The 17741-nt window shown below is 41.2% G+C and carries 20 protein-coding genes; 8 read left to right on the plus strand and 12 right to left on the minus strand.

What is annotated here, in order from left to right; genetic code table 11:
- The first annotated feature begins 8 nt into the window (after positions 1-8).
- Genes PLL47_RS09300 through PLL47_RS09310 form a run of 3 tightly spaced genes read left to right on the plus strand, consistent with a single transcriptional unit; the run spans position 9 to position 5463 of the window.
- A complete protein-coding gene (locus tag PLL47_RS09300) occupies positions 9-2930 on the plus strand; it encodes a helicase-related protein (RefSeq protein ID WP_324445918.1) in 2922 nt (973 codons plus the stop codon).
- Entirely contained in the window at positions 2930-4756 is a 1827-nt protein-coding gene (locus tag PLL47_RS09305) for a PglZ domain-containing protein (RefSeq protein WP_324445919.1), read from the plus strand. Before PLL47_RS09300 ends, PLL47_RS09305 begins: the two co-directional genes overlap by 1 nt.
- Positions 4753-5463, plus strand: coding sequence for a hypothetical protein (locus tag PLL47_RS09310; protein ID WP_324445920.1), 711 nt, complete (start codon positions 4753-4755; stop codon positions 5461-5463). Before PLL47_RS09305 ends, PLL47_RS09310 begins: the two co-directional genes overlap by 4 nt.
- A 43-nt stretch (positions 5464-5506) precedes the next feature.
- On the opposite strand, the gene PLL47_RS09315 is transcribed toward PLL47_RS09310, so the two are convergent.
- The 4 genes from PLL47_RS09315 to PLL47_RS09330 form a co-directional block, all read right to left on the minus strand.
- The gene (locus tag PLL47_RS09315) at positions 5507-6580 is read right to left on the minus strand and encodes an endonuclease NucS domain-containing protein (protein WP_324445921.1); all 1074 of its coding nucleotides are present in this window, start codon (positions 6578-6580) and stop codon (positions 5507-5509) included.
- Positions 6581-7288: 708 nt separating this feature from the next.
- Positions 7289-7504, minus strand: coding sequence for a type II toxin-antitoxin system HicA family toxin (locus PLL47_RS09320; RefSeq protein WP_324445922.1), 216 nt, complete (start codon positions 7502-7504; stop codon positions 7289-7291).
- Positions 7497-7703, minus strand: a complete 207-nt coding sequence (locus PLL47_RS09325; protein WP_048138429.1) for a type II toxin-antitoxin system HicB family antitoxin — start codon at positions 7701-7703, stop codon at positions 7497-7499. The genes PLL47_RS09320 and PLL47_RS09325 overlap by 8 nt, the downstream gene beginning before the upstream one ends.
- A 114-nt stretch (positions 7704-7817) precedes the next feature.
- Complete coding sequence (locus PLL47_RS09330; RefSeq protein ID WP_324445923.1) at positions 7818-8033, minus strand: hypothetical protein; 216 nt, start codon at positions 8031-8033, stop codon at positions 7818-7820.
- Between the two features lie 27 nt (positions 8034-8060).
- Here PLL47_RS09330 and PLL47_RS09335 point away from each other — a divergent pair, with 27 nt between their 5' ends.
- Entirely contained in the window at positions 8061-8258 is a 198-nt protein-coding gene (locus PLL47_RS09335; RefSeq protein WP_324445924.1) for a hypothetical protein, read from the plus strand.
- 28 nt (positions 8259-8286) lie between these two features.
- Positions 8287-8445: a type II toxin-antitoxin system HicB family antitoxin gene (locus tag PLL47_RS09340; protein WP_324445925.1), complete on the plus strand. Its 159-nt coding sequence runs from the start codon at positions 8287-8289 to the stop codon at positions 8443-8445.
- A 130-nt stretch (positions 8446-8575) separates the two neighbouring features.
- Here the strand turns inward: PLL47_RS09340 and PLL47_RS09345 are convergent, their stop codons facing one another.
- The 3 genes from PLL47_RS09345 to PLL47_RS14980 all read right to left on the minus strand — a co-directional run bounded on the left by PLL47_RS09345 (position 8576) and on the right by PLL47_RS14980 (position 9630).
- The gene (locus PLL47_RS09345; protein ID WP_324445926.1) at positions 8576-8803 is read right to left on the minus strand and encodes a type II toxin-antitoxin system HicA family toxin; all 228 of its coding nucleotides are present in this window, start codon (positions 8801-8803) and stop codon (positions 8576-8578) included.
- A complete protein-coding gene (locus PLL47_RS09350) occupies positions 8772-9017 on the minus strand; it encodes a type II toxin-antitoxin system HicB family antitoxin (protein ID WP_324445927.1) in 246 nt (81 codons plus the stop codon). Before PLL47_RS09350 ends, PLL47_RS09345 begins: the two co-directional genes overlap by 32 nt.
- Positions 9018-9366: 349 nt before the next feature.
- A complete protein-coding gene (locus PLL47_RS14980; protein WP_502883692.1) occupies positions 9367-9630 on the minus strand; it encodes a winged helix-turn-helix domain-containing protein in 264 nt (87 codons plus the stop codon).
- On the opposite strand from PLL47_RS14980, the gene PLL47_RS09360 reads away from it, so the two are divergent.
- The gene (locus tag PLL47_RS09360) at positions 9625-11010 is read left to right on the plus strand and encodes an ATP-binding protein (RefSeq protein ID WP_324445929.1); all 1386 of its coding nucleotides are present in this window, start codon (positions 9625-9627) and stop codon (positions 11008-11010) included. The two genes, PLL47_RS14980 and PLL47_RS09360, sit on opposite strands and share 6 nt — an antisense overlap.
- Positions 11011-11170: 160 nt before the next feature.
- On the opposite strand, the gene PLL47_RS09365 is transcribed toward PLL47_RS09360, so the two are convergent.
- From PLL47_RS09365 to PLL47_RS14985, 4 genes are all read right to left on the minus strand, one after another.
- On the minus strand, positions 11171-11794 hold the full coding sequence (locus PLL47_RS09365; protein ID WP_324445930.1) for a type II toxin-antitoxin system VapC family toxin: 624 nt from the start codon (positions 11792-11794) through the stop codon (positions 11171-11173).
- A complete protein-coding gene (locus PLL47_RS09370) occupies positions 11787-12158 on the minus strand; it encodes an STAS-like domain-containing protein (protein ID WP_324445931.1) in 372 nt (123 codons plus the stop codon). The genes PLL47_RS09365 and PLL47_RS09370 overlap by 8 nt, the downstream gene beginning before the upstream one ends.
- Positions 12159-12243: 85 nt before the next feature.
- On the minus strand, positions 12244-12702 hold the full coding sequence (locus PLL47_RS09375; RefSeq protein WP_324445932.1) for a DNA polymerase ligase N-terminal domain-containing protein: 459 nt from the start codon (positions 12700-12702) through the stop codon (positions 12244-12246).
- Positions 12703-12861: 159 nt separating this feature from the next.
- The gene (locus tag PLL47_RS14985; RefSeq protein ID WP_502883693.1) at positions 12862-13167 is read right to left on the minus strand and encodes a ferritin family protein; all 306 of its coding nucleotides are present in this window, start codon (positions 13165-13167) and stop codon (positions 12862-12864) included.
- Between the two features lie 537 nt (positions 13168-13704).
- Here PLL47_RS14985 and PLL47_RS09385 point away from each other — a divergent pair.
- Both PLL47_RS09385 and PLL47_RS09390 read left to right on the plus strand, forming a co-directional pair.
- Positions 13705-15906 carry a lectin like domain-containing protein gene (locus tag PLL47_RS09385; RefSeq protein ID WP_324445934.1) on the plus strand — a complete coding sequence of 734 codons (2202 nt, stop codon included), beginning with the start codon at positions 13705-13707 and terminating at the stop codon, positions 15904-15906.
- A 167-nt stretch (positions 15907-16073) separates the two neighbouring features.
- Positions 16074-16586 carry a Nudix hydrolase gene (locus tag PLL47_RS09390; RefSeq protein ID WP_324445935.1) on the plus strand — a complete coding sequence of 171 codons (513 nt, stop codon included), beginning with the start codon at positions 16074-16076 and terminating at the stop codon, positions 16584-16586.
- 45 nt (positions 16587-16631) lie between these two features.
- Here PLL47_RS09390 and amrS read toward each other — a convergent pair whose 3' ends face one another.
- Positions 16632-17696 (minus strand): AmmeMemoRadiSam system radical SAM enzyme, encoded by a 1065-nt coding sequence (gene amrS / locus PLL47_RS09395; protein WP_324445936.1) that lies wholly within the window; start codon positions 17694-17696, stop codon positions 16632-16634.
- Positions 17697-17741 lie beyond the last annotated feature (45 nt).

A 17741-nucleotide genomic window follows, 5' to 3' on the forward strand; every position in this document is an offset into this window, starting at 1 on the left:
ATCTGCAGATGAGGGTTGGAGACACTGTCGTCAGCAGCACTTATGAAGAAAAAGGAACTGGGACGGTGCTGGTGACGAGAGAGGTTTTTGGGCAGGTGTATGCTGACGTTTTTTTTGAAGGGACAAGGGAGAAACTTACTCTGCCTGTATCGGATCTCTCTGGAGTGAGAACACCGGAAGAAAAGTTTCGGGCAGGTGAGTTTTCCCCAGCTTCAAAGTTTATGCTGAGGCTGCTGAAGGACCATATCCTTGCGGTTGCGGCTCAGGAAGGGCTGCAGGCTGCCGGAAATTTCAAGATTTTGCCTCTGCCCCATCAGTTGCTTGCAGTAAATTTCGTGCTTGACCAGTTCAAGCCGAGAGCCCTGATTGCAGATGAAGTGGGGCTGGGTAAGACTATTGAGGCTGCTCTTGTTTATGAAGAGCTCAAGGCAAGGGGAATTGCAAAAAGAATTCTGATCATTGCACCATCAGGGCTCTGCGGGCAGTGGCGGGACGAGCTGAAGGTGAAGTTCTCAGAGGAATTTGCACTCTATGACAGGGATACTGTAAGGTCCTTAAAGAAAATGCATGGGGAGGAGACAAATGTCTGGAAACTTGCAGACAGAATCATCACGTCTGTGGATTTCATCAAGCCCAAAAAGCTGGGAGACAATTTAGGGGAAAGGACGCTCAAAAATCGGACCTGGCACAACAGGCATGTCTTCGAGGCGGCTGTTGAGTCAGGGTTTGATGTGGTTGTTATCGATGAGGCTCACAAGCTCACGAAGGACTTTTCCGGGGAAGAGACTGCAAGATATAAAGTAGGAAAGGAGCTGTCAGAAGCAGTGCCAATCTTCCTGCTGCTTTCCGCAACCCCTCACCAGGGGGATTCTGCAAAATTCAGGAACCTCCTTCACCTGATTGATCCCTACCTTTTCTATAAGGGCTGCGAACTCAAACCTGAAGATGTACTGAAGGTTACTGTCCGGAACAACAAAAGGGCTGCAGTGGACTTTTCCGGAAACAGGCTTTTCAAGCAGCGGATAACTTCCCTATGCAAAATTGACAGATACTCTAGGGAAGATACAATAGAGCTTGAACTGTACGAGAAAGTCACTGAATATGTATCCGAATACTACGACCTTGCGGAGAGGGTTAATGATAGGGCTCTTATGTTTCTCCTTCTTATCTACCAGCGCATGGTAAGCAGCAGTTCAAGAGCGATTCTGAGTGCACTTTCCAGACGGCTGAATGTTCTTGAGGACGAAAAAAAGATACTTGAAGGAATCGGAGGAGAGGCAGGAAGCGAGAACAGTGGAGAAACTCAAAACGAGATTGATCTCGAAAATCTCGAAGACCTGACTGCTGAAGAACAACTTGAAGCTCTCGAAAGGGCAGGATCGCCTGAAATTTTCCCTGCCAAAAGCAAATATATCGATTATGAAATTCTCAATCTCAAAAATATCATAAACCTTGCAAAAGAAGCCTCAACCGGCAGGAATGATGCCAAATTCAGGAAGCTCCTTGAAATCATTGATGAGTTCATCATCCGGGAAAACAACCCCAAACTCAAATTTATCATCTTCACCGAATTCGTTGAGACACAGAAGTACATAGATGAATGCCTAAAAAGCCTTGGATATAAAACCGCACTCATAAACGGGAGTATGTCCCCGGACGAAAAGCTTCTGGAAAAGTTGAAGTTCCAAGATGAATCCCAGTTCCTGATCTCTACCGATGCCGGAGGAGAAGGTATAAATCTGCAGTTCTGCTGGGTCATGGTCAACTACGATATGCCCTGGAATCCTATGCGACTTGAGCAGAGAATAGGGAGGATCGACCGTATTGGGCAGGAGCATGATGTAAAGATAGTAAATTTCCAGCTTGAAGACACGGTAGAGCAGAGGGTGAGAGAGGTCATCGAGACAAAACTCGGAACCATTAAAATAGAATTCAATGATGGGGAAGATAAACTTGCAGACATCCTCAGCACCCTTCAGGATGAGTTCTCCTTTGAAAAAATCTACATCGATGCCGTAAAGAAAAGAGAACTGGACCTTGAGAACCTCAATACCCTTGCCGAACAAATATATCTCCGGGCAAAGGAAATCATAAACAGTGGAGATATCACGCTTCCATTCTCAGGGCTTGAAGAAAAGTACTCGATTTCAAAACACGAACTAGAAAAACAAAATATCCTGGTCCAGAGCCTTATGGAGGCTTACCTTACAGAAAATGGAGGAAATCTTGCTCCTTACAAAACAAAAGAGCACATATATTACTTTGAAGACCCACTTTCAGGAAAGAGAATTACAAATGTCATCTTTGACCAGAAAGCTTCTGTGGAAAACGAAAACTGCGAACTCTTCAGCTTCTCCCATCCTTACGTGCAAAATCTCATCCAGCACCTGGACAAAAACCTTAAAAATGCAACCACAGCTCGCTTGCAGGTCCACGAAGGTAAATTTGCAGGAGAGTCAGGCTTCCTATTTGTCCACAGCCTGAGCATCACAAACAATATAGACTCTCCTAAAAAATACCTGATTCCCGTATTCATTAACAGCAGTCTTAAGCACAACAGCAGAATTTCTCAGTACTTCGCAGACCCTTCAAAAATAAAAGCTTCCGAACTCATTGCAGGGAAACTCGACTTTGCCTTTGATGCTGTAGAAGAAGCAGCACAAAAAACTCTTGAACAAAAAGCTGAGGAAATATACTATGAATGCTCCTCATCCCAGAATGAGAGACTTACAGAAATCGAAAACAAAATGAAGAAATATTTCCGAGATAAAGAAGAATCCATAAACAGGATAGCTGTGGAAAACATCAAGCAAGCAAAAATTCGGGAACTGAATAGAGATATAGAAAACAATAGAACAGAACTTCAGCAGAGAAAGATGCTTGTCCCGTCCCTTAAATGTGAGCAGATCGCCTACGTGGAGTTTGTATAATGGAAGAAAAATGGTACACAAAGCTGTTATCCCAGGTGAAAAACTCTTACAGCGGCATACTTGTAGTTTCTGATCCGGATAATCTCGGATCATTGCATGAAATCCAGGAACAGCTCAAACCGGACTTCCATATACATAACTACAAAAGTGAATTAAAATTACGCGGCTTCCTATCAACAACCAAAAGCCAGGAACCCCCCCAAGAAACCGTCGAATCTTCCGCAAAAAGACTGCTTATCTTCAAGTCCTCGGAAAAAGTATACTTCCCTTCAGATATTGAAAATAGAGCCGAGACCTTCAGCTGGAGCCTGAAAAATATATTTCCCCAGCTGGACCATGAAACAGTCAGGAGCTTTCCGGCAAGCATTTATCAGAAGCTGTACACATCATGCAAAAACTCTGTGTACTCGCCTCAAACTCCTGATGAAAAATCTACCCTGACTCTTATCTGTGCGTGGATATGGGGAACAAACTTGCAGAGAATCGATTCCAGAGAGCAGCTTATTTCTTTCCTGTACATCGCCTATCAGGATATTGATACAATACCGGAACCTCTTAAAACAAATCTGCTAAAAATCGGGTTTTCCTTTCAAGAATCAGACCTGCTTCCGGAAGCAGTCTGGAAAAATGCTGAATCGTTTAATAGCTGGATTAAATCAAAGTGGCAGGAGTATAGAGGAGCAAATTCACTGAATAAGGAGTTTGACATTGACTTTTCTAATTCCTCTCTCACAGGAATAAAGGAAAAGATGCAATCTGATGAGTCTACTGCCATATCGTCTGAAAAGTCCAAATCAATTGAGGAAGTCTGGGAGATTCTTAAATGTGACCCCATTGATTGGCGCAGCATAGCAATGAAATGGGGAGAAACTTCCTATTTCAAAGATGAAGGATTGATTGAAGAAGAGGAGTACAGAAGACTTGATGCTGAGCTTACAACCCGGTTTGAACCATTTATACTCAATCAATACAAAGAATTGTTTTTTCAGAATTCTAGAGACAATCTCGTCACCATTGATAGGGCAATGCAATATATAGGGCAAAAAGAAGGTGAAAAGAAGCTTCTGTTCTGTTTTGATGGCATGGCTTTTCAGGAATGGTACTGCATAAAAGCTTACCTGGAAGAAAACGGGATTTTCGACTTCAAAGAGAATGCGATTTACGCCATGTTACCCACTGTGACTTCCATCTCAAGAAGGGCACTTTTCTGCGGAGAGAAAATTACTGATAAACTCAAGCCCGAAGATAAGGGATTTGTAGAATTTGTAGAGGAAAACTGGGAAAATAAGGAAGGGAAGTACGTTGAATGCTTCATAAATGCAGGTTCAAACTGGAACCAGAACTATCTGGATTTTGAATATCTTGGGATCATCAATAATCTCATTGACAACATCGCTCATCACCTTCCCCATATAACAGATATAAAAAATAAAGCTCCGATGCAGGAATTGCTTAAAAAGGAACTTTACAAGTCCGAACTTGCAAAAACGCTCCAGACTTTCTTAGAAGCAGGATACAAAATCTTTATCGCTTCGGATCACGGGACAATCTGGTGCGAGGGAAACGGTTATGTTGTAGAGAAGTATCTTGCTGATCCTGAATCAAAAAGGGCTTTAAAGTACACAGAGGATGTTCTTGCAAGGGACTATTGTAAAGATAAATTCACAGAGCTTTATCTATTCCATAACAATGAAACTCTTGGAAAGGACTCCATCATCATCCCAAAAGGAAGAAAAATGTTCGCAAAAAAAAATGTTACCGGCATAAATCATGGAGGAGTACACCTTGAAGAAGTCATCGTCCCATTCATAGAGGTGTCAAAATGATAGGATTTGACAGACCTCTGAGACCTCGATGGATTTATGAGAGTTTGCTTCTCGCTACTCCTGATCAAAAATTAATTGAGTTAAATGTACCATTTGAAAGCATCGCCTTTGAACTTACCGGAAAAGAAGGAAAAAGGAAAGCAAGGACTGTCCTATTCAGGTGCTTTCTCAGATCTGAAAACAGCAGAGCTCGTGTCAGAAAGGATCTGGTTCTGAAAAATCTAAGTTCAGAATATGGTCCTGAATTTATGAAGCCAATATACCTTTTTTACCTCATCGGGAAAACCGAAACTCTGTTTAAAATTTCGGAACATATCTTCCGGTTATATGATTTTGGAGAAGAATTCGACATACAGTTTCTGAAAAAGAAAATGATTGATGAATTAGGAGAAAGGGATGTAGTAGGGAGAGCTGCGAGATCATTTATTCAAACACTCGATTATTTCGGAATTGCTGGAAAGAATGGAAATAAAGCAACACTGAAAAAGCGTCTACCTGTGAATGACGAGCAGTTTAGAATTATGCTGGAGTTATATTCAAGAGAAATTCTACAATCTCCTCAAATATCGCTGAACCATCTTCCAAGATCCATCTTTAACTATTTCGAGATCCCAAACTTAAAAACTATAGCCCAGAAATATAACGGAGAATACTGGGATTATCAGCATAGAATTAAAGATGATTTTTTGATGATTTACCAGATATAAACAAAACATTAGGAGTCACTATGAAAAGTCACATTGAAACTTTTCATATGAAATTTTTGGATGTACTTTTGTAGGGAGTCAAGCGAAAATCGATTTCGTAGCACATAGCATCTATAAAAGGTAACACACTTAACGCATATTTTAAACGATCATCGATCTTGTTCGCAATGATAATACCATAGACTTTTTCTTCTGAATTTGCCATATTCTCTTTGATCCAACCAATATAACGAAGTATCTGACCAACTGTTGAATCACTCGATTCACCTTTTTTTAACTCTATTACAAGCCAATCATTTTTTGTTTTATGTCTTGCAAGCAAGTCTATTCTACCAGTAGTACCACAAAGATACTCGTATCCAGCAATTTCATCCCCATCTTCAGAATAAATTTGCCACTCATTTCCGAGACTTGTTCGTTCCCAATTTTCTAGTAAGAATTTATGGAGATGAATTTCTTTTGCAAATCTCTGGTTTTCAGGAACAATAGTGACTCCTAAGTTCAAAATATTTTCAAGATCTTCGTTTTCGAAAACATCAACATCCCTAAATAACCACCAGAATGCATCCAGAGTCCATAAGTCAACTTCTAAGTCAGAAGCCAATCTAATGAGTATTTCATTAATCATTTCATATTTTTTCCCGGATTTAGTACCACGCTCAAAATCCGGCCACAAATTGAATTTTTTCAATCCTTCTTCAGAAGTAGTGTTCCATGCCCCATATTTCTCTGGATATGCAATAAGAAGTACTGCGGTAGTAGTTGCTTTTCCCATTCCTGAGGCATTTCCAATAATTCTATTTACTCTATCAGCAATCGGCTTTTTTTCATCGAGTAAGTATAAAAGATCTTGGCGGAGTTTTTCCATATCAGCGCAAATTTTAGTCCCCTGTCGATGAAGTCCGGTCCAATGAAGGTTATTTTCAAATAAAAGGAAAGGCTTAAAATCCTCCTCACCTAGTTTCTGAATATTTTCAGGAGAGAATACAGGTCTGAACCTGTTAAATACAACATCTTTTGATTCTACAATTTTTTTGATGTCCTCATCAGACTTTATTTTAGGTAATGCCAACTTTAACTTTTCTAAAGCTGCCTGATAATTCTTTTCATCAATCACTATAACTACTCCAAAAAATCAGCTATATACTACATTTGACAAATATACCGAAGTATCAGATTCGCGATCACTAACAGCATTTTAAATCTATATGATATTTTTGAGCTTTTGGCAGTTAAATTTAACATATTAAATATTCAGAATCATTTATTTAGTTAATGGATTACTTCGGCAGAGAAAGGAATTTTCACTATAGATACAATCCACTCAGAAAAAACAGGATTTCAAAATATTCAAAACCTTTCACTAAGTTTATTCAATTTCCGCAATTCAATTTACAAATCATCTAATAAAAGCACTACTATTAATTTATTTCAGTAGCTTATTTTGATCAGCTTCAAGCCAGTTTTTCAACCAGTGCCAGCATAATTAACATTATTTTTATTTGTTCTAGAGATAAATTTGTTTGGGGAAGAATTTCAGGTATTCCCGGACGCTATCAAAAATTTTCCATACCAGAGATCCGGTTTGAGAATTTCACGATCTAGAGATTTTATCGCGGACCGGTTTGGTGCAGGATCAAAAACTAAAAAACGGCAGGTGGGGGAGAGGGGAGCAGCAGGCGCCGGAAATATATTTCTACAGAAATAATTCTATAGTCTATTTGAAATATACTCTGCACTGTCCCGTCTGAAGGCAATCGAAGATTCCCTTTTAGGTCAATCAAATCTTAAACAAAATGAAGTTGATCAAAAAAGTCACTTAAAATTAAAGGTGCTCAAGCAATTCCTCAAGTGAAACATCAGCCTGTTTCAGGATTGCGTTTAATGTAGATTTTTTAATAGGATCGTGAAGTGGGACAGTGACCAGGTTTGATTCTCTTTGCAAAATTACGTGGCTTCCTTTCTGCCTTACAACTACAAAACCTATTTTTCCGAGAGCTTTTATAACCTTTTTTCCGGAAGTCGAAGGCAATTTAGCCAACTGAAACCTCCACTGTAGCGATTTCTCCCAATACCTGAGCCTGCTCTCTTGTTACTTCCAGAACAAGCTGGATAGCTTCCTTAATGTTTTCAAGTGCCTCTTCTTTAGTATCTCCTTCGCTAATAGCGGCAGGAATTTCGAGGCACTGGGCTGTATAGCCTCCTTCCTCAGATTCTTCAAGTTTAATTGTAAACCGCATAAAGAATAATTAGTAATTTTGATATTTAATATACTCTGCCTCTGATGATTTTAGCGTTGTAAATAAACGGCAGACCTCCATCCCTTCTCCTAAAAAAGCCAACCCGTGACATCTTTACATCTTTTCTTTTTCCTTATTCATCTCATCTATTTTTGCCTGTATATCATCCTTCTGCTGCTTATACCTGATTTTGATTTCCTTAACCTCTTTGTAGATAAGCAGGCTTTCGTCACTGATCACTTTCATTGCATCTATATGTATTACGAGTTCATCTACCCCTTCGTCCAGTCGTGGTTCTACTTTCCGCCATTCTGCATACTTAAATTTCACGATTTAGAGATTTTGTCGCGGACCGGTTTGGGGCAGGATCGAAAAACTAAAAAATGGCAGGTGGAGGGAGAGGGGAGCAGCAGGCGCCGGAAATATATTTCTACAGAAATATACCGGAAGATCTCTTTGAAATCAGCTTTTTATATAATCTTCTTCCTGAAAACAGGCGTTCAAAGAGGAAACAGGGGAGTTAACACAGCTATAAATAAAATCATTGAAATATGATTTGTAATCTTAAAAGGAGCGCAAACCAGTGAGAGAATTTACTGTTGTTATCGAACAGGACGAAGATGGAATTTACGTAGCTTCTGTGCCTGAACTTCCGGGATGCCACACCCAGGCAGAGACGCTTGACGAATTAAACAGAAGAATAAAAGAAGCAATTGAACTTTACCTTGAGGTTGTAGCCTAACAATTTATAAGGAACTTTTAGATTTGACTATGTCACACAAAAAAGCTGTTTAAATTACGATTTTCTTTGCCCCGAATTTTTTTAATGAAAGAACCAAACTTATTAAAAATAGATAAAAATCAAATAAAAATCACAGAAGCTTGATAAATTCTTCATCAGTCATCCCTGCTTGCCGAATAATAGACTTTAAGGTTCCTGCAGGTATTTCTGAATGATCTGGAATAATAACAATATGCGTTTCAGTCAAATCTACCTTTTTCATTTTGATGTGACTGCCCCTCTGAGATACCACCTGAAATCCCTGGCTGCTCAGAGCTCTTATGACTTCACGAGCTGACGGGGTGGGAAGTTTTGGCATGGGAAGAGACCTCTACCGTTGTAGTAAAAACCTGTCCGGCAGCCGGGATCTGGGCATCTTCGTCCTCAAGGTACAATTCAATTGCTTCCTTCAGGTTCTCGATGGCTTCTTCAATTGTTTCTCCCTGGCTTGCAATATCAAGCTCCGGACACCAGGAAACATACCATTTTCCTTCCTTTTGAACTACAGCTGAAAATCTGTACGTTTCTTCCATAAATAAGAGATTTCCGCAGTGCTATAAAACGTTTCTCTTAAGGATTCCCTTCTGGATTCTTAAGTGTCAGCTCTTTAGTCATGAAAACTCCCATGAAAGGAGAAAAAGTTAATAGACCAGAGTCTTATTGAGCTAGACGAAGATGGAATTTACATAACTTCTGTGCCTGAACTTCCGGATGCCACACCCAGGCAAAAACGCTTGACGAATTAAACAGAAGAATAAAAGAAGCAATTCAACTGTACCTTGAGGTTGAAACCGACAAGGAGAAAGAGAGGCATCTTGATTTTGTCGGGGTGCAGAAGGTCAAAGTTGAGGTTTGAGTCCAGTTGATGGATTTCATTCCTCATTATTCAGTAATTTCCCAGTGTCCACCTGTTGCAGGGCTAACTCTTCTGAGGAAGCCTTTTTTCTTCAAAGTGCTCAGGTTCTTCTGGATCGCAGATGGATTTATTCCAATTTTCTCAGCAAGTTCTGTTTTTGAAATCGACGGATTGGTTTGGACTAAAAACAGGATACTAAGCTGGCTTTCATTAATTTCAGACCACCTTTCAGACCACTTCTCGCAAGAATGATTATAAATATAATGATTACAGAAATAATCATTATGCAATTCTATAACCGGCAGAAAGAACTTAAACTTATGGAACTGCTCGATCAGGGGAAACCATCTTTTCTCGTAATAACAGGGAAGAGAAGGGTAGGAAAAACCGAGCTGATCAAGCAGTTCACAGGGAACAGGAAAGCACTTTATCTTTTCGTTGACAGCAACAAGAGCATCGACATTCTGATGGACGAGTTCGACCTACTTTTAAAAGAGAAACTGGATCTGCCTGATTACATAAAAGTCGATGAACCGGATAATTTTCTCAAGTTCGTCACCTCTTATGACAGGGACCTGATAATAGCGATTGATGAATTCCAGAGGTTTCAGAAAGTATACCCGTCTTTCATTACTCAGCTGCAGCGGTACTGGGACATGAAGCCGGACAATTGCAGGGTCTTTCTTATCGTTTCCGGGTCTTCTATTGGCATGATAAGAAAAATCTTCATTGAGGAGCAGGCTCCACTCTTCAAACGTGCCGATAATATTCTGACCATAAAGCCCTTTACAGTCCTTGAGACATTTGAGATGCTCGACGGTATGGGTATAAAAGATCCGGAAGAAAAACTGAATCTATACTTCCTTTTCGGAGGGACTGTATACTACTACCGCCTGTTTGAAAAGTATCAGTGCACAGGATTTGACGATGCCCTCGAAAAGCTGATATTCAGCGAGTTTGCACCGCTTAAAAACGAAGTGAGGGACATTCTGATAGAGGAATTTGGGAAGGAGCACTCCACATATTATGAGATAATCTCAGCGATATCACAGGGAAGATGCTCGATGAGCGAGATCTCGGATCTGACACATGTCTCTTCGAGCTCATTGTCACCTTATTTTTACGACCTCATAGACCTGCTGGGAGTGGTGGAACACCGGATACCTGTTATGGACAATCCTGAAAAAAGCAAGAGAGGACGGTATTTCTTAAAGGATAATTTCTTCAGGTTCTATGGCCGCTTCGTATATCCTGTCTACAGCCAGTATATGGCAGGCAATTATTCTCCCATGCTGGAAAGGGCCCGGGAGGAATGGCAGAGTTACACAGGCAAGATATTCGAAGATATTGTTCGCGAACTGCTGGTTGAAAAGATGATCAGCGATTATTCGGATATTGGGAGCTGGTGGAACCGGAAGGGGGATGAGATTGATATTCTTGGAGTCGATCACCAGGGAAGAAAAGCCCTGGCAATTGAGGTCAAGAATAAAGAACTGGGTGAAAGCGAGGCCAGAGAGATCCTGGAGTTAACACTCAATAAGACAAAATTAGTAAGAGGAATATCCGGTCAAGAAGTCAAAGCAGGGATAGTAGCCAGAAAGGTCAAAGGCAGAGAACAACTGGAAGGTGATGGATTCCTTGTATGGGAACTGGAAGAGCTTATTCCATAATTTTAGAGATTTTCGCAGTGTTATAAAACGTTTCTCTTATGTGGATGCCAGTCTCGATTTCAAATATAGATAATTTTTTGGTGCCAAAAAAGAGAATTAAGGAATTTACCTTTTATCATCAAGAAGACCGAAGCCGCCGAAAAAGCCTAAAATTCACTGTTCACCTGCGCAGCAGTTTCTCGTTCGCCGTCAGAATCTCGACCCCAAGTTCACTGAAGTCCTTATCATGCGTTACAAAAACCAAGCCTTTTGCACGGCAGATCTCTGCAAAGAGGAGATCGTTGAAATCATATTTTCCCTGCTCGAAAAAACTCATGATTTCAGGCAGGTCTATGACATTTAAGTTGGGGTCGCAGGCAAGAGTGTTTCTAAGAATCTTTTTTACGTTTGAGGCAATGTCTTCGGCAACCGGGCGGAAGCTGAGGGAGTTTCTGAACTCTTTAAACCTTGAATAGGTGGTCTGCTGTTTGAACTCAATCCTTGAGAAAGCGTTTATGAATTCCGAGATAATCATGCAGTTTATATAGATCGTACCGTTTGAGTTTCTGATTTCTCTTAAAACCCTGGAATAGACAGCTGACTTCTGGTCAGGCCAGCCTATGGGACCGTAGATGTAGAGCCAGATATTGGTATCAAAAAAATAACCTTTTTCTGAGGGAAAATCATAGGTCTCTGTGGAATGGACAGGAGCCTGGCCGGGTCTTACAGGCAGAGATTTTACAGGGCGAAGCTTCACACTGCGCCTTAAAGGATAAACTACTGCGCGGTGAATACTCTTAGGCATCTTCGCCTCCTATCACATCCCTGAATGCCTTTTTACAGGAATATGCATTCTCAAAATAGCCTTTTGCCCGTTCCATCACCCTCTTAAGTATTAACTCGTCTTCAGGGTCAATGTCCGTAAAAGAAAGGCTTTTCTCAATCAGCTCAGCCTGGAAAGTTCCGTAAAGCTGCCCCACGGCTGCATTTAAAAAGGCAGGAGTAAGCTCGTCAGTATCTGCAAAAGAGAGTTCAACCATCCTGTTTTCGTGGAAAGATTCTGCGATTCTATCGTGCACTTTCTGCCCATCACAGGCTGCAACACAACAGTTACCTCCTGCAGTCTCAATAATTCTTATTTTTACCGTCTCTCCCGTAACCTTTCCCATTTGACCACTCCCTCAAAGTATAACTTTGTCAGTTTACTTTTCAGTTTCCTGCCTTAACTTCTGTCAGCAAAAACTTCTCAACGGTTTAATCGGCTTTTTTCTTGAAAAAAAGCCACCCTCTATCCTCTTTTCCATACTTTGTCTTTATCAGTACATACTCACCTTCAAGTTTTTCTCCGTGAAGCGTTACAACAATTTCTTTCTCGTTGCGCTTCAAAAGCTCAAAAGTGCCTCTGTCCCAGATCTCAACCTTGCCGGCTCCATACTGTCCTTCGGGAATTTCACCCTCAAAATCCGCGTATCCGAGAGGATGGTCTTCAGTTTCAATAGCAAGCCTTCTGGTGCCGGCACTTTTTGGAGGCTCTTTAGGGACTGCCCAGCTTTTAAGGACACCATCCATCTCCAGGCGAAAATCATAATGGAGGCTGGTTGCATCATGGCGCTGAACCACAAAAACAGGTGTATCGGACCTGTTTTCTTCTCCATCTGCTGGAGGTTCGGAGGTCATTTTAAAATCCCTTTTCTTTGCATATTCCTCAAGCATGGAAGATCAATAGAAAATATGGAAGCGCCGGGTATAAATTATTATTCGGTAAAGCTTGAAAAAAGGGTTACGAAGAAAGTAACTGAGAAACATTTAAAGAAAGTCACATAAATTTACAAAAGTTCCACTAAATGTTTATCTTTTTAAACTTTTATTCGTTCATCTTCTGGCAAGTGCATAATCTGCGTAAATCCTTAAGAACTCCTTATCAGCCTGCAGGAGTACGGTCTCAAACATGGCTACATGGATCTTTTCTTCTCTGGCGATATCAAGCAGAATTGTGCGGATTTCCTCATTTCTAGCCAGGTTTGCCATCTGTTCATAGAGATTGACAGCATCCAGTTCTGCAATCATTGCGGCTCTTAGAATTTCCTTATCAAGGTCTTTCTGGCTGATGTTTTCAAGGTCTGCAAGTGTTTCCGAAAGCAGGCTTTTACCCCCTGTAACTGTGCCCTGTAAGAATATGGAAAGACAAACTTAATGTCTCTTTCGGGCTCACTTACAAACTCATCCCTTGAAGTCATTGATGCAGACAGTGGAAAGATAGAATATGTGTATAAACAATGATTATATTGTTCTGATCTGTAAAAGAAATAAAAAGAATATGTGTAGAAATATTTTTTAAATAATACTTGAAAAAATTTTTATCTTCATTTGTTATTTTTCCATGAAGTAAAAAGAAATTTCCAGCTATTTTCTACCTAATTTTTAAAATAAATTTTGATAAAGAGAGGATTTTTTGGTATTATTGTCGAGCCTTTAAAATAAAAAAATTAATTTTGTCAGAAAAAAACTTATGCATAAATTTTATAAACTAATTATGTGAATTAATAATTAAAAGGGGATTACTGGGGAATATCAATTGCACTGATGGGTATCGAAGATTCGCCTGCGGTTAGCCAACAGCATGAAAATAAATATCCAGTCATGTGCTTGCCACTCCAGTTATGCCATACTGTATTTCAGTTAACTAAAACCAATCCAACCCGAGGACGAGAATTTTTGAAAAAAATAAGTTCCCTTCTGCTTTCACTTATAGTCTTATTTTCGTACCTATCCGTCAGCCCGAACCTTGCCGTCGGAAGTGCCGAAAACTTCGAACCGCCCCTGAATAACACATCGAATTCAGATCCTGAGATTGAAACGGCACCTCTGAACCCTGAATTCCTGGATCCCGGACAGTCTGACTCTGCAGAGCCAATTTCACCTGAGGACTACGGGCATGTTTCAGGCCCGGGGTATACGCCTCCTCCGGTAGAAATATCAGCACTTTCAACACCTTCGGAAAAGCTTCTGTTGAGAGTAACAGGTTCGGAAATCCCTTCAAGCTATGATCTGCGCGAACAGGGAAGGATTACTTCTGTAAAGAACCAGGGAAGTATAGGGAGTTGCTGGGCTTTTTCGAGCCTTGCGTCCCTTGAGTCTTACATTCTTGGGACAGAAGGAGAAAGCCGAGACTTTTCTGAAAATAACATGAAAAATCTCATTACAAAATACTATTCCGATGGTTTTGACCTTATCCCCGATAACGGCGGAAACTCTTTCATATCCATGGCATACCTTACCCGCTGGTCAGGACCAGTAAACGAATCAGAAGACCCCTATAATGAAACCTCGGTCTACTCTCCAACAGGACTCCAAGTGCAGAAACATATTCAGGAAGTACTCGTATTGCCTGAAAGAACAGGACCACTGGACAATGAAAAAATAAAAAGGGCACTTATGGATTACGGGGCTGTGTTCTCCACAATATGCTGGGACTCGTCATATTATCAGAGTGGAAACTACACCTACAGATACACAGGTTCACTTGCCGCCAATCACGCGATAACTATCGTAGGCTGGAACGATTCTTTTGACAGGAACAGGTTTAAACAGGTTCCCTCCGGAGACGGGGCTTTTATTGTGAAGAACAGCTGGGGAGAAGAATGGGGAGAGGCTGGATACTTCTATATTTCATATTATGATACCAGGTTAGGATACAATGAAAGTGCAGTTTTTACAGCTTCAGAAAAGGACAACTTTGACTACAATTACCAGTATGACCCTCTCGGCTGGATAACTCAAATAGGGTACTCTGAACTAACTGCCTGGGGCAGCAATGTGTTTAGCTCGGGAGGGAACGAAAAACTGGAAGCCGTAGGGTTCTATACTACAGACCTCAATACGGCTTATGAGGTATATATTTACAAAAACCCGACAAACGGTCCAGTTAATTCGACAAAAAATTATGCTGTAAAAGAAACTGGCACCTGTTCGCTTCCCGGATACCATACTCACATGCTGAATTCTACTGTGAACCTGAGTTCAGGGGAGAAATTTTCAGTAGTAATAAAATTCAGCAATCCTTCCTACACATATCCCCTTGCAGTCGAGAAGCCATATATCAATTACAGCAGCAAGGCACAGGCCAATTCCGGAGAGAGCTATGTAAGTTACGATGGAATCAGCTGGCAAGACCTGACATCAATTTCTGGATATTCAGAAACGAACCTCTGCATAAAAGCTTTTACAACGGTTAACGAGCTTCCTGAAGCTGGATTCACTTCAAACATTACCAGCTGGGTTTCCCCTCTTACAGTCCGGTTCACAGACCTCTCAACAAACGCCCTGTCCTGGGAATGGGATTTTAACGGGGACGGAATTATAGACTCAACATCACAGAATCCTGTTTACACCTATACCTCTTATGGTAACTATACTGTTTCATTGAACGTCAGCAACAGGAGAGGGGTCGACTCCGAGACAAAAATCCATTACATAACAGTGTCTCCACTCTCGTTGCTTTCTGCAAATCCCACGGGGAATGTTACAACCTACGAAGGAGAAATCCAGGAGTTCAATATCAGCACAAACCATAACACTACCGTACACTGGTACCTTAACGGTACGAAAAAACTTACTGAATCCAGTGTTAAAAGCAGTTCATATTCAAACAGTACTCTACCCCGGGGAACGTATAATGTTACCGTGATTGCCACGGCAGGAAACGAAAAAGTTACACGTACCTGGATCTGGACAGTCCTCGACTGGAATCCCTGGGACGATCCGGCATCTCAGAAAGGAGAAGATATAAGCACAGGAGAGCTTCAGGAAGCAATACATATCTATAAAAACAGTCTCCCAATTCCTGAGACAGGAGTGGAACTGACAGATGGAAGGCTCGTGGAACTGATAAGACTCTGGCGAGAGGAGGTGAATTGAGAAGGGAATACGACTACGGGGAAACAAATACCTGTTTCCTTTAATTTTTCTTAATTTCCGTCTTTATTTTTATGCTTACTTTTACCGAAAACTTTTTGGATCATTTTCTATAGAATATTAAAGCCATTTTAGAGAAAAGTTAGATAAGGAGGTCTTTTCTGGCAGAGTTGATCAGTGAAGTTGACAAAAACGATAATTTTCTTGGACTGCGCGCCAGGGACGAATTTTATTCAGGAAACCACATCCACAGGGCTTCCCAGCTCATTCTTCTGGACCCGGAAAACAGGATGCTCCTGCAGAAGAGGTCACCTGGAAAATTCTGGTTTCCGAACCGCTACACCTATTCCGTAAGCGGCACTGTCGCAGATGAAACCTACGAAGCCTGTATTGAGCGGGAGATGCTCGAAGAAATAGGAATTTCGGTATCTTTCAGGAGATTGTTTAAAATTCCCTGCATCAGAGAAAACAAAGGAGCTTACCATACGGTATTTTCAGGCAGATGCTCGGAAGAGACTGCCAGCCTTATCCGCTATGATCCGGAAGAAGCTACATCAATTGAGTGGGTGGAACTTGAAGAACTGCACAGGGCTGTCAAAACCGAACCTGGTAATTATACACCTTCCCTCAGGGCAGGGATAATAAAAATTTTTGAAGAGGGATGCGAAAAGTACCTTTTCTAAAGTACCTTTTCTAATATACTACCCGCCTTCATTCCCGCCTTCACTTTAATACTCATCTTCATTTAATACCTTTTTTAAGCCCGAATGTTCTCCAACTATCGGGATCTTTTCCCCGCATTTAGGACATGTCTTTTCAGGTGTGATTTCGTATTTTTCTACCTCAAAATACCCGCGGGAGATCAACATTTTTCCGCAGCTAGGGCAGAAGGTGCTGTTATGCTTCTCCCCAGGTACATTCCCGACATAAACATAATTCATCCCTTCTTCGGTTGCTATTTTGTGGGCCGCAACGAGAGTCTCTACAGGTGTAGGATAGAGGTCCTGCATCTTATACTGAGGGTGGAAGCGCGTAAAGTGAAGGGGAGTATCCGGCCCGAGGTTATTGTATACCCATTTCGAAAGTTCCCTGAGCTCTTCCGGAGAATCATTGTGCTTAGGGATAATCAGGTTCGTTATCTCCACATGTATCCCGAGCTCCTTTGCAAGGACGCAGGATTCGAGAACAGGAGCGAGTTTCGCGCTCGCAACATCGTGATAGAATTTTTCAGTGAAAGCCTTGATATCGATATTGGCTGCGTCCAGGTAAGGCGCAATGTGCTTTAGTGCTTCAGGAGTCATGTATCCGTTTGTAACGTAAACCGTGCCAAGCCCGGCTTCTTTTGCCAGTTTTGCACTCTCATAGGTATACTCGTGCCAGATTGTGGGCTCGTTATACGTCCAGGCAATGGATTTTGAGCCTGAATAAAGTGCCCTTTCCACGAGTTCATCCGGAAGGATATCTTTTGTGTAAGCTTCTTCCAGAGAGACCTGAGAAATCGACCAGTTCTGGCAGTGTTTGCACCTGAAGTTACAGCCTATGGTCCCTACTGAATAAGCATAAGATCCCGGATAAAAATGGTAAAGCGGCTTTTTTTCTATAGGGTCAACGGCTTCACTCGAAACAGTGCCGTAAATAAGAGAAAAAAGGTCTCCTTCCCTGTTTTCCCTGACTCCGCAAAAGCCCCTCTTTCCAGGGGCGATTTTGCACCTGTGGGCGCAGAGCCCGCAATGCACTTTATAGTCTCCGATTTTCTCATAGAACATGGCTTCTTTTAGCACAACAATCCCCATAGAGTGATTGTTTTTTTGGGTAATAATGGTTACTGTTAGAGATTT

Source organism: Methanosarcina sp. (assembly GCF_035390745.1).
Classification (GTDB): Archaea; Halobacteriota; Methanosarcinia; order Methanosarcinales; family Methanosarcinaceae; genus Methanosarcina.